The organism is Paraburkholderia sp. CNPSo 3274 (genome assembly GCF_024206475.1).
In the GTDB taxonomy this organism is placed as follows: domain Bacteria; phylum Pseudomonadota; class Gammaproteobacteria; order Burkholderiales; family Burkholderiaceae; genus Paraburkholderia.
Genome location: NZ_JAMBPR010000135.1, coordinates 1 through 12738, shown reverse-complemented (window position 1 = coordinate 12738; position 12738 = coordinate 1). Strand labels below are relative to the sequence as shown.

General features: G+C 60.7%; 18 protein-coding genes and 3 tRNA genes. 10 read left to right on the top strand and 11 right to left on the bottom strand.

The genetic code is table 11. The features are described 5' to 3' along the window. The 3 genes from M3I54_RS42125 to M3I54_RS42115 form a co-directional block, all read right to left on the bottom strand. The coding region (locus M3I54_RS42125) for a hypothetical protein (protein ID WP_254345402.1) at positions 1-182 on the bottom strand (182 nt) is incomplete at its 3' end. A 174-nt stretch (positions 183-356) separates the two neighbouring features. Then, positions 357-569 (bottom strand): hypothetical protein, encoded by a 213-nt coding sequence (locus M3I54_RS42120; protein WP_254346156.1) that lies wholly within the window; start codon positions 567-569, stop codon positions 357-359. Between the two features lie 30 nt (positions 570-599). Beyond that, the gene (locus M3I54_RS42115; protein WP_309249684.1) at positions 600-1466 is read right to left on the bottom strand and encodes a DUF3560 domain-containing protein; all 867 of its coding nucleotides are present in this window, start codon (positions 1464-1466) and stop codon (positions 600-602) included. Positions 1467-2221: 755 nt separating this feature from the next. On the opposite strand from M3I54_RS42115, the gene M3I54_RS42110 reads away from it, so the two are divergent. After that, a complete protein-coding gene (locus M3I54_RS42110; protein WP_254346154.1) occupies positions 2222-2656 on the top strand; it encodes a hypothetical protein in 435 nt (144 codons plus the stop codon). 112 nt (positions 2657-2768) lie between these two features. On the opposite strand, the gene M3I54_RS42105 is transcribed toward M3I54_RS42110, so the two are convergent. After that, complete coding sequence (locus tag M3I54_RS42105) at positions 2769-3716, bottom strand: deaminase (protein ID WP_254346152.1); 948 nt, start codon at positions 3714-3716, stop codon at positions 2769-2771. A gap of 116 nt (positions 3717-3832) precedes the next feature. Continuing rightward, a complete protein-coding gene (locus M3I54_RS42100; RefSeq protein WP_254346151.1) occupies positions 3833-4237 on the bottom strand; it encodes a hypothetical protein in 405 nt (134 codons plus the stop codon). A gap of 232 nt (positions 4238-4469) precedes the next feature. Here M3I54_RS42100 and M3I54_RS42095 point away from each other — a divergent pair, with 232 nt between their 5' ends. The 8 genes from M3I54_RS42095 (at position 4470) to M3I54_RS42055 (ending at position 9074) form a co-directional block, all read left to right on the top strand. Continuing rightward, positions 4470-4772 carry a hypothetical protein gene (locus M3I54_RS42095; RefSeq protein ID WP_254346149.1) on the top strand — a complete coding sequence of 101 codons (303 nt, stop codon included), beginning with the start codon at positions 4470-4472 and terminating at the stop codon, positions 4770-4772. A 2-nt stretch (positions 4773-4774) separates the two neighbouring features. Continuing rightward, complete coding sequence (locus tag M3I54_RS42090; RefSeq protein ID WP_254346147.1) at positions 4775-5290, top strand: hypothetical protein; 516 nt, start codon at positions 4775-4777, stop codon at positions 5288-5290. Beyond that, the gene (locus tag M3I54_RS45590; RefSeq protein WP_375542314.1) at positions 5287-5841 is read left to right on the top strand and encodes a type II toxin-antitoxin system RelE/ParE family toxin; all 555 of its coding nucleotides are present in this window, start codon (positions 5287-5289) and stop codon (positions 5839-5841) included. Before M3I54_RS42090 ends, M3I54_RS45590 begins: the two co-directional genes overlap by 4 nt. Beyond that, on the top strand, positions 5838-6827 hold the full coding sequence (locus tag M3I54_RS42075) for a tyrosine-type recombinase/integrase (RefSeq protein WP_254346145.1): 990 nt from the start codon (positions 5838-5840) through the stop codon (positions 6825-6827). Before M3I54_RS45590 ends, M3I54_RS42075 begins: the two co-directional genes overlap by 4 nt. A 422-nt stretch (positions 6828-7249) precedes the next feature. Then, positions 7250-8113, top strand: a complete 864-nt coding sequence (locus M3I54_RS42070) for a DUF1186 domain-containing protein (protein ID WP_254346143.1) — start codon at positions 7250-7252, stop codon at positions 8111-8113. Between the two features lie 201 nt (positions 8114-8314). Then, the gene (locus tag M3I54_RS42065; RefSeq protein ID WP_254346141.1) at positions 8315-8551 is read left to right on the top strand and encodes a hypothetical protein; all 237 of its coding nucleotides are present in this window, start codon (positions 8315-8317) and stop codon (positions 8549-8551) included. Then, complete coding sequence (locus M3I54_RS42060) at positions 8548-8808, top strand: hypothetical protein (protein ID WP_254346140.1); 261 nt, start codon at positions 8548-8550, stop codon at positions 8806-8808. The genes M3I54_RS42065 and M3I54_RS42060 overlap by 4 nt, the downstream gene beginning before the upstream one ends. 50 nt (positions 8809-8858) lie before the next feature. Beyond that, entirely contained in the window at positions 8859-9074 is a 216-nt protein-coding gene (locus M3I54_RS42055) for an HU family DNA-binding protein (protein WP_375542313.1), read from the top strand. A gap of 310 nt (positions 9075-9384) precedes the next feature. On the opposite strand, the gene M3I54_RS42050 is transcribed toward M3I54_RS42055, so the two are convergent. The 6 genes from M3I54_RS42050 to M3I54_RS42025 form a co-directional block, all read right to left on the bottom strand. Beyond that, positions 9385-10353: a Tim44 domain-containing protein gene (locus tag M3I54_RS42050; protein ID WP_254346138.1), complete on the bottom strand. Its 969-nt coding sequence runs from the start codon at positions 10351-10353 to the stop codon at positions 9385-9387. Positions 10354-10590: 237 nt separating this feature from the next. Then, complete coding sequence (locus M3I54_RS42045; RefSeq protein WP_254346136.1) at positions 10591-10857, bottom strand: hypothetical protein; 267 nt, start codon at positions 10855-10857, stop codon at positions 10591-10593. Between the two features lie 200 nt (positions 10858-11057). Then, complete coding sequence (locus M3I54_RS42040) at positions 11058-11330, bottom strand: hypothetical protein (RefSeq protein WP_254346134.1); 273 nt, start codon at positions 11328-11330, stop codon at positions 11058-11060. A gap of 71 nt (positions 11331-11401) precedes the next feature. Then, a tRNA-Ile gene (locus M3I54_RS42035) sits at positions 11402-11480 on the bottom strand. Position 11481: 1 nt separating this feature from the next. Next, positions 11482-11569 (bottom strand) — tRNA-Ser (locus tag M3I54_RS42030). 2 nt (positions 11570-11571) lie between these two features. Beyond that, positions 11572-11645 (bottom strand) — tRNA-Gly (locus tag M3I54_RS42025). 206 nt (positions 11646-11851) lie between these two features. On the opposite strand from M3I54_RS42025, the gene M3I54_RS42020 reads away from it, so the two are divergent. After that, the gene (locus M3I54_RS42020) at positions 11852-12670 is read left to right on the top strand and encodes a transposase (RefSeq protein ID WP_254346132.1); all 819 of its coding nucleotides are present in this window, start codon (positions 11852-11854) and stop codon (positions 12668-12670) included. The last annotated feature ends 68 nt before the right edge of the window (positions 12671-12738 follow it).

Sequence of the window (12738 nt, the reverse complement as noted above, 5' to 3'; positions counted from 1 at the left end):
ACGCCACGGGTACGCGTGATCGTGTTGATGAACTGCGCCTTCAGGTCGCCGTGCGGAACATACAGGCTGATCATCCCGCGCTTTTTCAGGCTCTGGTTATACGCGTGAGCGTTCGTGACCCGGTACCCGGCCGTCTCCCATTTGCGCGGTTCGCCTTGTTTCTGTCTGACCTTGTATGGCATTATCTGAACACGCTTTATTCATCATCACGCACTTCTACGCAAGTCGCGCCCTCTTTGCAATACCCCCATCCGAACAAAGCCGAGCGCGTCGGCCTCGTCGGAAAAGATCAAATGCATCTGCATGGCTTCGTCCTGTCGGTTGCGGCCCGCCGTAGCGGGCCGGCTTTCCTTCGGTCAAAACTCCGTGGTGAGGTAGGTTCCTTCCAGCGTTCGCACGACTTTCATGATGTCGGTCGGTTCGTCGTGACAGCTCTGTTCTTCGAGCGCGCCCCGCATCGTTTGGGCGTAACCCTCGATGCGCTCAAAAATGGTTGCCGGGTTAGAGACCACGGCAAACACGGCGTTAGGCGGCACGTCCTTGGCCTTCTTCATCTGCTTCGTATCCATCGCTTTCCTCGATCCGGTTAGGCGCGGCGATTACTCGCCAGTCAGCAGCTTGTCGAGCTGCGGGCGGAGCCATTTCGCGGTGTTGATGGCGTTGGCCGTGAGCTTGCGCACATAGGCCGACTGGCCGACTGGCGAGCGCGTCGGGCTGAACACAAAGCCGTTGCGCTTCATCAGGTCGCGCACGTCTTTGGCGGCCTTGGCGTCGAACAGGAACACGGCGCGGTTATCTTCCGTGTCCTCGCGGTACGTGTAGCCGTGGCCTTCTTCCTCGCGGTCGGTGCGCTCTGCGATCTTCTTCAGTGCCTCGATGCGGTCGCGCACGCGGCGGATATTCGCGCCGCTGTTGGTGATTTCATACGAAGCGAAGCCAACACGACCGGCGAAGTCAGGCCGGAAAAGCGCGTCGATCGCCGCCGCCGTGTACCCCATGCGCTCAAGCCCTGCGCGATCCTCGCGACGAATCAGGGCGTTCGTGCGCTTCATCTTCTCGTGCCGTGCCTCCAGCTCGGCCAGCTTGGCCGTGAGCTTCGGAATGGCTTCCGGGTCGTCGCCGGATACGCCGCCCTTGCCGACTGCCTCCGCGCGCCGGTCGAGCGCGTTCGCCGTGTCGTGGAGTTCGAAGGCGCGGCCAAACGTGGCGTGTACACGCGCTCGATAGCGGCGGTCGCGGCCCTCGGAGTGGTGCCCCGTCAAGATGGGCTGACCGAACGGAATAACCGAAGCCATCGTTTTAGCGCGGGTGTACTGCATCGTTGCTGCCGAATGCGCGTGCGCTGCACGGGCGGCCAGGCGGGCGCGGCGGGCTTCCTGCTTCGCTTCGTACTTGTTCGTCGTCTTGCTCCTGTCAGGTGCGGCGGGCGCGCTCGCCCGCCTTGGGTGGGCTGCTGCGCTTAACACCAAACGACATGGCGGTAATCAACGGTGCGGCGATACACGTTGCGGTCATTCCATGGCGTGTACGTGTATTCCATGTACGCATTCATAAGGACTACCAACCAATGATTTAACCGAAGTGCGGGCATTTCGACCTCCATCGAAAATTGGTTCGCTTTTACTGCTGACCGGCTCCCAAGATTCCCGTCCCCTGCGTGACGGGTTCAGCAAGGCTGTGAGTGGTGATTGCCTTGCCGCCGTTTTCCCTGAGTTCGCCGCCCCGCGATGGATTTAGCCGACCCGCTTCGGCTGTCAAGGGTGAAACCGGAGGCCGCAGCCCGCGCAGCGAAGCGAGCAGGAACGGGCGAGGATTTCAGCGCGCTCTGCGCGCGGCCCTTGATGGACGTAGCGGGTTGGCTATGGTCGCGTGATTGGGCGGCGAATCAGGGGAAACGGCCACAGGCGCATACCGGAGCCGAGAGGAACGCCGCGCGGCGAGCGCCTATGTGCGGCCGTTCGGCCGCACCTGACCAGGTGGTTGCGTTAGGGATTGATGCCCGTAGGGGCGAGACTCGGAACGAGGCTCGACGCGCAGCGCGAAAGCCCGACCCGGCGAGCCGGGGAACGCCCGCATTCGAGCCGTCCCGGCCGGCGGCCGGTGCCATTGTGCGTGCGACTGTCGCATTCGTGGCCTACAATCGATCGAGTCGATTTGACGCTCTGCCACTCGGGAGCGTCAATCGACGCTCCCGAGTGGCTTTCTTTTTTTGGAGGCCACTATGTTTAACGCGAAGTCGAACGTTACGGGACACCTGTTCAGAATCCACAAAGACATGACCGCCGATGGCGTCATGCTCTGGGTGGGCTTCCTGAACATCAACGATGACATGATCGCGGCATCGGCCAGGCTCTCGATTGTCAATGACCGTCCTGACGGTTTCGACATTGCGCTTGGTACGACCGATCCCAGTCAAGGTGGTTTGGGTTATTACGCGCACATTGTTCCGACGAGGCCGTTTCCGGGTTCTGAGCTGCGTGGATACCTGAAACATCATGACCGGAAACTCGATGATGTTTTCGAGGTGTCGGGTGCTTATGGCATCAATGCTGACGGCACGAGTCGCCTTGATCTGACGATCAAGAATGTTCGCAAGGAAACTGCTCGCGAATGTGAGCAATCTGCTGCGAAGATGGCAACGTATCGTTACCGTTGAGCCGGGAGCTGGCTTTTTAGCCAACACGAGGGAAAGGCTTCGGCCTTTCCCCCTTTTTTATCGTTCATCGCGGTCTACTGTGAAACGCGGCTGAAGCTTCCGAATCCGTCAACTACGTATCGAGCGACTCCTCCCACTCCGCCCCAAGCACCCAGCTAAGCGCCGACATGCGGCCGCTCAGCAGACCCCACTCGAAATCATCCCACCCCAGATTTTCTCTCCCGAACTTGAGTTCAATCCGACTCGCCGCTTCTTTTGCGGTTGCCAATATTTCCTCTTGTCCAGGCCGGGGCTTCTCGATTCCGTTTTCGAGTCGGTGGATCCAGTTCTGGTGACGGTTCCACCAAACCTTATCCCAAAGGTCGTTGTATTCCCTGAGGATGGCTTCGTCGTTGCGGCGGAGGATCATCGGCCAGAACTCCCCTTCTTCCTCATCGGAGGGTATCCATTCAACCTTGTCGCCATCGCTGTTATAGCCGATACGATGGCCGTTCGGACCTACCTCCGCTTGCAACGGTTCGCGTGTCTGAATTGCGTCACGCTGGATGCCACGAACCGGATGCAGTGCCGAGAACTCCTGGTTCAGCTCACGCAGCTCAAGTACGAGGTCAGGATCAAACCGGGTGATTTCAATGCCTGCATCTTGCAGGCGCAGTTCACCAAGCCCACGAATCATCTGGTTCGGATCGAGTGTGCCGATAACGACCCGCTTCAGTTTCCGGTCAATAACGCGGTCGGTGCACGACACCTTTGGATGGTTCCTGTGGGTGCATGGCTCAAGCGTCGTGTAGATCGTTGCACCTTCGAGGTCCACACCTTGCAGCTTCCGTTCCAGCAAAGTGTATTCGGCATGCTCGCCAGCCTTCAGCTCGCCACGATACGCCGAGGCCAGAACAACCCCGTCCCGGACCACAACGGCGGCAACCTTGGGGGAGACCCTGTTCTCTTCGCTTACGCACTTCGCAGCCAGATCAACAGCCAGTCGCATGATTGCCCGATCGTCTTTGACGTGAGACTCATCTTGTGCGGTCATGTTTTGCCGGTTCGTAGGTTCTTCCATCTCTTTTGCTCGCGACGTAAAGGCAGGGCCGTCCGGCCCTCGAATGAAGAAGTTTTCAGTTTACCCGCCCGCGCCGGCTGGCGATGTCGGTCGCCAGCCGGACCCGATAACGTCGGCTAGGTTGTGTGCCGCAGCAGGTAGGCTGGCTGCCAGTGGGGATCGTTCGGGCGCTTGAGTTCAAGCACTTTCCACGCGTTGTTTTTGGTGTCGCCGCGCATCGCATTGGCAAGATTGGCAAACGAGGGGTAGGTCTCGCCTTCCCAGATGATCTCGGTGCCGACCACTTCGGCGCGTTTCTCCTCGCCGTAGTAATGCGTGCGGGCGAGTGTGCCGCTGAGCAGAAACAGGCCTTCCCAGCGTACACCGGCACGTCTTGGCATCGGCACGTCATCGGCGGTGCGTTCCAGAAAATCCGTCACGACGTCTTCAATGAGCGTGCTTACGCCGCCGGGAAAGCGCTGTACCAAGCGGACATACAAATCGGTTGTTATCGGGACGGCAACAAAATCGTCAAGGGACATGGCATGGGCTCCAGGGAGATTTACTCCGATAGCGCTCCAGAGTGCTCTAAAAGTAAAGCGTCATGGGGTCCGCAACAGCCGAAACTGTCGAGAAAAAACGGTGTTATGTCCAGTTCTAGCATCAAAATCCTGTACGCTGATTTTGTTTTTCCTGAATCCTGATAGACTCCATCCTGTACCCTGCCCCGTCAAAAGGGCCAGGCAAAGTCACCCGCTCCCATAGCGAGGCACCATGCGCCCCGAACAGATGCTTGAACCCGAAAAAGCGGCACTCGAACGCCTGCTGAAAATCGCCCAGGGCGACACCGGCCAGAGCCGCCGCGTCGCCGATTTCCTGCTGGCCTGGTGGAACCCGGCGAACTGCGGCAAGTACGACATCTGCACGGGCTGGGCGCTCGATGAAGACATCATGGAGGACGTGTGCGTGGTGTTCCGTCTCGCGTCCCGCGCGAACAGCTACCCGGACACGCTGGGCTATGGTCCGCAGTTTGAGGCCGTCGTGCGTGAGTGGCGGCCCGAACTCGTGAAGGAATGAACATGGCCACCGAGACCATCGACCAGAAAACCCTGTCCGGCCTCGTTGAGGCGGGCGCGGTACGCGCGGCACACGTGGTCGGCCAGCGTGGCGGCTGGGGCGTGCTGTTCCGCTACGGCATGACCGAGCGGGCACTGGCGACCCAGCGCGGCAACGTCCGCACCTGGGCGAATTTCGAGACCCTGGCCACGTACCTGCGCGAGCTGGGCATCGTGCGTTTCGAGGTGGACGCTGCGCAGTACGATCCGGTCGCCCCGCGCTCGAGCGCGGAACAGTCCAAGGCCGAGCGGGCGCGCGAACAGATGAAGGCCGCACACGCGGACGCCGCCTATAACCGGTGGTTCCGTGAGACCGTCCGCGCCTCGATTGCTGAGGCCGACGAACCGGGCAGCGTGAAGGTGCCGCATGACGCCGTGGCGGCGCTGCTGCGCGCCGGCGACACCGCAGGCCTGCGTGCGCTGGCCGCAGGCAAGGCGGCCACGCCAACCACGAAGCCGAAGCGGACGGCCCGTAAATGACGGTGACTGTCGAATGGACCGCGACAGCGCTGCTCAACCTTGCTGATATTCTCGATTACGTGCGCGAGCAAAGCCCGCAGGGGGCCGATGGGCTTGCGGCGGATATCCAGGCCACGACCGGCCGCATTGCCGCCGATCCGAAGCTGTACCGCGTTGGCCGGGTGCGCGGTACGCGCGAGGCCGTGGTGACGGAAAACTACCTGATGGTGTACCACGTCGACAGGTTATCAATAGCAAAATGGGACTCACCAAGGGTGAGACTTTACAGGAGCTCACCAGCCGGTCCTTCCATTACGGTGTTGCCCATGACTGATCTTTCCGCCGTTCCGCCCATCGTGCTGCCGCTGCTCACGGAGGCCGATTCCGCCTCGGCGCTCGTGCGCCGCACGGTGCACCTCGAAACCACCGCTGATGGCCGCAGCGTGCTGCTGGTTGACCGCGATGCGCGCCGGCCCGGCGTCCAGCGCGAATATCGCATCGAGATCACCACCGGCGACCTGATCGCCCTGATCCGCGCGCACGGCGCTGAACAGCCCGGCCCGCAGCCATGACCGTGCGTCCCTCGTCCACCCCGCCGGTTGAGCCGCGGGTTGAGCCTCACACGCCCGTGGCGCGTGAGCGGGTCCTGACGGCCGCGCAGTTCCACCAGCTCGCTACGGTCCCGCCCGAGGCCGAGTGGTTCGCCAATCTGGACAATCCGCGCACCCGCCGGGCCTATCAGGGCGACCTGCACGACTTCATGGCCTTCACGGGCATCGTGCGGCCTGAAGAGTTCCGGCTGGTGACGCGCGCGCATGTGCTCGCGTGGCGCAAGCGTCTTGAGGAGCGGGCGCTCGCGGGCGCGACCATCCGGCGCAGGCTCGCCGCGCTGTCGTCACTGTTCGAATATCTGTGTGAACAGAACGCGGTGGACTTCAATCCGGTCAGGGGTGCGAAACGTCCGCGCGTTGACAGCCACGAAGGCCGGACACCCGCGCTGGGGGATCATCAGGCGCGCGGTCTGCTCGACGCGCCTGACCCCGCGACGCTCAAGGGCCGGCGCGATCGCGCGATGCTCTCGGTGCTGCTCTATCACGGGCTGCGCCGCGAGGAACTGTGCCGGCTGAAGGTCCGGGATATCCATGCGCGTCGCGGCGTGCCGCATCTGCGCGTGCATGGCAAGGGCAGCAAGACGCGCTATCTGCCGCTCCATCCGGGCAGCGCGGAGCGTGTGCACGCGTACCTTGAAGCGGCCGGGCATGGGGATCGCCCGGATGCGCCGATTTTCCAGCGCGCGCGCGGCAACGCCGGGAAACCCCTCACGCCGGATGGCGTCTACAAGATCGTCCTCGCCTGCGCGGCACGCGCGAGCATCACCCTCGATGGCTTCGGCGTGCACAGCCTGCGCGCGACGGCGGCCACCAACGCGCTCGATCACGAGGCCGACATCGCGAAGGTGCAGGAATGGCTCGGGCACGCCAGCATCGCCACCACCCGCCTGTATGACCGACGCCGCAGCCGCCCCGAAGATTCACCGACCTTCAGGGTGGTGTACTGATCAACAATGAACAACGCCAATCGCTTACGTCGAAAGATCCCTGCTTTTTGCAGCCGTCAGCTTCGTTCTCTATCCACCGGTGATGCCGCTATAGCGCTGCGTTCCGGGATTGCAGCAGCCCGTGCTGCGCGGGATTGTATTGGGTCTGGAGTCCGGCCACGTGTCAAGGCTGACAGGCTCGCGCCCGAAAGTTCCCGCCTCGTTGCTACAGGTCACTCCTGTCGCGAGATCGGACGGCGGTGGCCATCAGCAAGATACGGTACGCGATACTGTCAAACGTGCCCGGCGCAGCGAGCGCCTGAAGGAGAACGAATGAAAGACGGTGTGTCGTTCGCACAGCCGCTGCCTGACGCGCAAATCAGGCAGCAACTTGATGGCGTCCTGATGAAACTTTATCCGCAGTTGATTCCCGGAAATTCCCTATGAACCATGGCTACCCGCCTCCCGTCAGCCAGTTGTTGACGCTGGGCGAAACGTTTCCCCAGGCAAACGAACGCGATCTCCCATGGGCATCACCCTATGGCGATCTGGGAATCACCCGGGAGCACGTTAGCCTGCTGGTCACAATCCTTCGCGACCAGCAGTTTTACACCGACACCGACACCGACACCGACACCGACACCGCGCCAGAAATGTATGCGCCAATCCACGCGTGGCGGATGCTGGCTCACCTGAAGGCGACCGAGGCCGTTCCGGCACTTCTTGCCCTGCTGGCGAGGATCGACGACGAGGACGACGACTGGGTATCCGAGGAGCTTCCCAAGGTTTTCAGTGCCATTGGGCCTGATACGTTGGCGCCGCTCGAACGCTATCTTGCCGATCGCAACAACGGAATCTATGCGCGATCATGTGCGTGCCGGAGTATCGGGACGATAGCCGAGCAGCATCCCACGTACCGGACGCGATGTGTGGATCTTTTGACGAAGCAGCTCGGCAATTTCAGGAGCGACAATCCTTTCGTGAATGCCTCGCTGGTCTACAACCTGGTGGACCTGCGGGCCGTTGAATCGATCGACACCATCCGCGCGGCGTTCGCTGACAACTGCGTCGAGCTTTCCATACAGGGCGATATTGAGGACGTTGAGATCGGACTGGGCCTCAGGACACAACGGGCCACGCCACGCAAACTTGATCCGTCTTTCGAGCGGATGCAGCGTGCCCTGTTTGGTGCGATACACCGCGCCAAACTTCCGATGCAAGCACGGCCGAAAATCGGCCGCAATGACCCCTGCCCATGCGGAAGCGGCAAGAAATATAAAAAATGCTGCATGGTGGCGGAGAGTTGATGACGTGCTTCATGTTCAGACGTGACGGGCCGGTAGCATAAATCGCAGGCCCCAATTGCATCTGCCTTCATGGAAGTTTCGGCATGAGCGAATAACTGCAAGCATGATCTTTCAGGAAATCGATCGTCGGATTCGCGATCGCTAGACGATGAGGCACGGGCCGGAACCCCGGCCGCAAACAACCTACAGGGAAAACTGGTGATGCCTGAGATGGAAGTTGCTGGAAAGGAGCTTGTGGCGGGCGATGAAATAGCCGCCGCGTCGATTGGGTACGGAAATGCCGTTGATCAACGCCTGACCGTGGTCGGCGTCACGCACCTTGGCGCTTTGGTGAGAATTGAAACTGGTCCCGGTCACAGTCACATCGTACCCGTCAACCGCACGATCACCGTATGGCGGCCAGAACCGGTCGCCCAACCCGATCCGGAGCAGACATGACGCTACTCAAGAGCCGTCTCGCGGCGACTGATGAAAAAGTAAAGGCGCTAAAGGAGGCGCGCAAGGCCGCTGATCGCGAGCGGCGGAAAGCGTACAGGCAGAGCCGCGCCGATCGTGAACGCAAGGTGATGCTCGTCGGTGAAGCCGTACTCCATCGGGTCGAGCGCGGAGAATGGGACGAGGCCGAGTTCCGCCAGATGATGAACGACGCACTCGCGCGCCCTGCTGACCGCGCACTCTTTGATCTCGATGAATAGTGGGCATCGGTGCAGGGAAGCGACGTTGTGTCCAATGAATCCCTCGCCCCATGAGCGAAGCGGTACGGCTTTCCGGATTCGGCGTCTTCCGGTTGCGCGACAAGTCACCGCGCCCCGGACGCAATCCGCAGACCGGCGTCGCCGCACACTACGCGGCGCGCCGCGTAGTGAAGTTTCACGCCAGCGCGCTGCTGCGGGCGCATGTGGAACGGGATGACGACGCCGTCGAGCGTATCAACAAGGCTTTCCATCGTGTTGGATATTGAGTTGGCCACATAGGCTTGTTGCCTGCCTGGACTTAGGGCGATGGCGACATTTTTCACCCTTGCTTGTGCTCATTGCCAGCTAATTTTCTCGCGCTAGGATACCACCAGTGATGCTGGATGCATCCTCCGTGATCTCTTCGTCTCCTCATATCTTCCTCAGATATGAACTCAGCCCTCCACCCCGGAGGGCTTTTTTTGGTGCGCGAGCGTTGACCACCTAGCCCATGCAACGGCGACGGGATGTCAGTACTGGATTCGATATCCCACCTGACCCATCGCAGACACGCCGTGAACAGCGAACGGCATCAGATCAGTCGCCGTGGGCCATTGCGAGTTGCTGGATCCCCGCCAGACGCCAGGTTTGCTCGCCCGGCGTCGCTCTGACGAAGTTCCAGATCTCCTGAAACTGCGCGGCGGGTACATTTTCCGTTTCGCGGATCAGACCGTAGAAGCGCACGCTCGACACCTGTTCGGTGCTCCGTGCATCAACGCCCAGTAATTCGGCGTGGAGTTCGACCACATCGGTTCGATTCGGCTGATCGCCGCGTGTTTCGAGGTCCATCTTCAATTCGGCAAACATTCCAGGCGTCGTGAATTCGAACAGATCGCCCTGATCTCCCTTATCCCACGCTGCCTGCAAACGGACGAACGATACTTTTGCCATCCGCAGGAAGTTTTCATGGTCAAAGTCTGCCGGTATGTTAGCCGCCGGGCTGTCGCTCATCGCTACAGGCAACGCCGCATACGGCTGCGCCGATTGTGCCGTGTATTGAGACGGATGCGAAAAATCGCTGCTAGGCTGGCTTTGTGCGCTTTGCGGATACGCGAGCTCAGGACGACGCTTGCGCGCGATGAACCGGAACAGGGCAACACCAGCGAAGACCACCAGCCCGATCAACAATGCGTTCGACAGCAGTTGTGCAAATCCTTCACCGAGCCCGAAGTGTGAGAGCAACGCGGCGATCCCCAAACCAGCGGCAAGTCCAGCGAGTGGTCCCATCCAGCGGTTGCCCGGTGCGGCTGCAGGAGCCGCAGCGGTCTGCTGGGCCGGTTGCGCCTGCTGCGTGCGCTGAGCAGGGCCGGCGGGCGTCGCCGGCTGCGAGGGAGCCATCTGGGACTGGCGGCCAACACTCTGGCCACCGCCCACTCGCTTGGCCTGCGCGTCGAACGACGTCAATGTTCCCAGCGCAAGCACAATGATGAGGCTAAGGACTGCCAGCCGTCGGGCAAATAAAGCAGTAACGTGTTGAAGCGTGTGTGGTGCGAAGAAAGAAGGCATTTGCGATCCCGTATAACCCAAGAGTGTCCAGCTGCGATATCAAGCCCGTCGCACCGGACATAATTACAAAACGTAATATTCATGGGTTTGATGCAGGTCTGCCTGGACAGTTCCCTTCATTTCGTTGCGAGATACCGGTATCGCTTTCGACAGGCGACGTGTTTTTCGGCGTGTTTCATCCGTCACTGCGGAGGAGTCGGTTCCGCAACGTGCGCCTTCTCGAACCGGCCTCGCCCCTTAGTCAGTCAACACGACGCGCGTCGACACCTCTGTGGATAACTGGAGCGACACACGCGCAATGCCCCACGCCGCGAGCAACGCATCGAATGACGGCGCACTTTCGTCCTTTTTCAGCGCTGGCAGTTGCTGCCCTGTCAGCCTGTATAGAACCCGCTCGCGCGCAATGGCGCCAGGAACCTTGATGCGCACAATCGCGCCCTGTCGGACACCATATTGCATCGCATCGGACGCATCTCGCCGGTTCATCACGCCGGCGATGGCCACGCGCGTGACCGTCACCGGCTGATCTAGTTCACGTAGATACCCGATCAGTCTTTGGGCATTGCGGTGTGTCTTCATGCGTCCCGGATCTACTCCCGTTAGTGCAGGTTGAAGCGATCACTCAAGATCGAACAGGCTCCGGTCCCTAGGGCGCCTCAACACTTCATCCATCGTCTGGCGAAAATTGAGGCTTTCACTGTACGTCATACTTCGTACTGCTGTTTAGCGACGCTACCACGTTCGGGCCGGTCCCGTTCGTACAACACGATGAGACGTTCGAGCGGAGCGATTCTCGCGAAATTTCGCAACCGCGCGCAGTGTTCACGATCCCGGGTAGTCGCCACGATCTGCCTCTCCAGCTCCTGACGCATACGCTGTTCGCGCTCGGCAATGAAGGACATCAGTACGCGCGCGTACAGCGACCCCTTGTCGGCAATCGCTCTGTACTCGTTCATCAGCTCAATAATCTCGTCCATGCATTCATGCAGTCGTAACTGCTACGCGGATAGTATGCGAGCACTTCCTCGCCGCGCTCGCACCACAAAACTGGTGGGCCTCCCGTGAGTCGAACACGGCACCAATGGATTATGAGTCCACTGCTCTAACCAGACATGAGCTAGAGGCCCGTGGCGGAAGTAGTGAGATTCGAACTCACAGAATCTCTCGGTTCGCCGGTTTTCAAGACCGGTGTATTAGACCGGTCGGCCACACTTCCGCTGGAGCGGGCGAAGGGAATCGAACCCTCGTCATAAGCTTGGAAGGCTTCTGCTCTACCATTGAGCTACACCCGCAGCGGCGGGGGCATTTTGGCACAACCGGAAACGGAATGGCGGGCGTCCTGTAAATCTGTCCCAAGCCCTTTCGTTATTCTGAAAATGGCATGCAACTGGTTGCGGGTTTTCCGAAGGGGCCGAATTTGTCTGCGAGCCCCATCAGGGCTGGCTTGCGGGGTTGGCGAGGCCGGAGCGGTTAAAGTCAAGGCTTTGCGGATGCGAGAATGGCTGCAAACCATGGCCGACAGGCGATTCCCACGAAATTGACGGTTGAGCAGTTCGAGCAATTTATCTTGCCGCATCTGGGCCGGGGCCGGCGCGGTCCGCCACCGACGTTGCCGCTACAGAAGATGTTCAACTATGTCCTGAAGGCGCTGTACATGGGTTGCCAGTGGAAGATGCTGCCCATCGAAACGAATGCACTGGGGCTGCCTGAAATCCACCACACCCGCATCTACCGGATCATGCGGCGCTGGCAGGCCGACGGCAGCATCGACCGGGTCTTTGCGGGCTCGGTTGATCAACTGCATCGGGACCCGCGCCTGGACCTCTCGACCATCCACGGCGACGGCACGACGACGGCAGCGAAGAAAGGCGGCGACAACCTGGGCTACAGCGGGCACAAGCACCTCAAGGGCGACAAGGTGGTGGCCTTCTGCGATCGCAAATGCAACATCATCGCGCCGTTCGTGAGTGCGCCGGGCAACCGCAACGAATCGCCCCTGCTGCGTGACGCGCTGTCAAAACTTACCGCCATGGCGCGTGCCATTGGTGCGGACCTGCAGGGCTCAACCGTCAGTCTGGATGGCGTCTACGACTGCCGCGAAAACCGCCGTGCGATCTTCAACCGCGGCATGAGGCCGGCTTTGTTCGGATGGGTACGAGTCCCCTTGCTGTGGACGCACCTATCCATTTTTGACGCAAACCGACCTGCCGAAGGAGTTCCACAGGTTGATGAGGTTGGCGATGATGACGCCCTCGCACTCCTGCGAGGCGATCTTCTGCGTCAGCAGGGTGGCGCCAATGCATCGCTTGATGCGTGAGATCTGCGCTTCGACGCGCGAGCGCAGGCCGTAGCCGTATTTCTTGTGGAACGCATAAATCCCCTTGT

Bases quoted from the DNA above. Each gene is read 5' to 3' on its own strand.
- M3I54_RS42120 (WP_254346156.1), bottom strand. From the start codon at position 569: ATGGATACGAAGCAGATGAAGAAGGCCAAGGACGTGCCGCCTAACGCC.
- M3I54_RS42110 (WP_254346154.1), top strand. From the start codon at position 2,222: ATGTTTAACGCGAAGTCGAACGTTACGGGACACCTGTTCAGAATCCAC.
- M3I54_RS42105 (WP_254346152.1), bottom strand. From the start codon at position 3,716: ATGGAAGAACCTACGAACCGGCAAAACATGACCGCACAAGATGAGTCT.
- M3I54_RS42100 (WP_254346151.1), bottom strand. From the start codon at position 4,237: ATGTCCCTTGACGATTTTGTTGCCGTCCCGATAACAACCGATTTGTAT.
- M3I54_RS42095 (WP_254346149.1), top strand. From the start codon at position 4,470: ATGCGCCCCGAACAGATGCTTGAACCCGAAAAAGCGGCACTCGAACGC.
- M3I54_RS42090 (WP_254346147.1), top strand. From the start codon at position 4,775: ATGGCCACCGAGACCATCGACCAGAAAACCCTGTCCGGCCTCGTTGAG.
- M3I54_RS45590 (WP_375542314.1), top strand. From the start codon at position 5,287: ATGACGGTGACTGTCGAATGGACCGCGACAGCGCTGCTCAACCTTGCT.
- M3I54_RS42075 (WP_254346145.1), top strand. From the start codon at position 5,838: ATGACCGTGCGTCCCTCGTCCACCCCGCCGGTTGAGCCGCGGGTTGAG.
- M3I54_RS42070 (WP_254346143.1), top strand. From the start codon at position 7,250: ATGAACCATGGCTACCCGCCTCCCGTCAGCCAGTTGTTGACGCTGGGC.
- M3I54_RS42065 (WP_254346141.1), top strand. From the start codon at position 8,315: ATGCCTGAGATGGAAGTTGCTGGAAAGGAGCTTGTGGCGGGCGATGAA.
- M3I54_RS42060 (WP_254346140.1), top strand. From the start codon at position 8,548: ATGACGCTACTCAAGAGCCGTCTCGCGGCGACTGATGAAAAAGTAAAG.
- M3I54_RS42055 (WP_375542313.1), top strand. From the start codon at position 8,859: ATGAGCGAAGCGGTACGGCTTTCCGGATTCGGCGTCTTCCGGTTGCGC.
- M3I54_RS42050 (WP_254346138.1), bottom strand. From the start codon at position 10,353: ATGCCTTCTTTCTTCGCACCACACACGCTTCAACACGTTACTGCTTTA.
- M3I54_RS42040 (WP_254346134.1), bottom strand. From the start codon at position 11,330: ATGGACGAGATTATTGAGCTGATGAACGAGTACAGAGCGATTGCCGAC.
- M3I54_RS42020 (WP_254346132.1), top strand. From the start codon at position 11,852: ATGGCTGCAAACCATGGCCGACAGGCGATTCCCACGAAATTGACGGTT.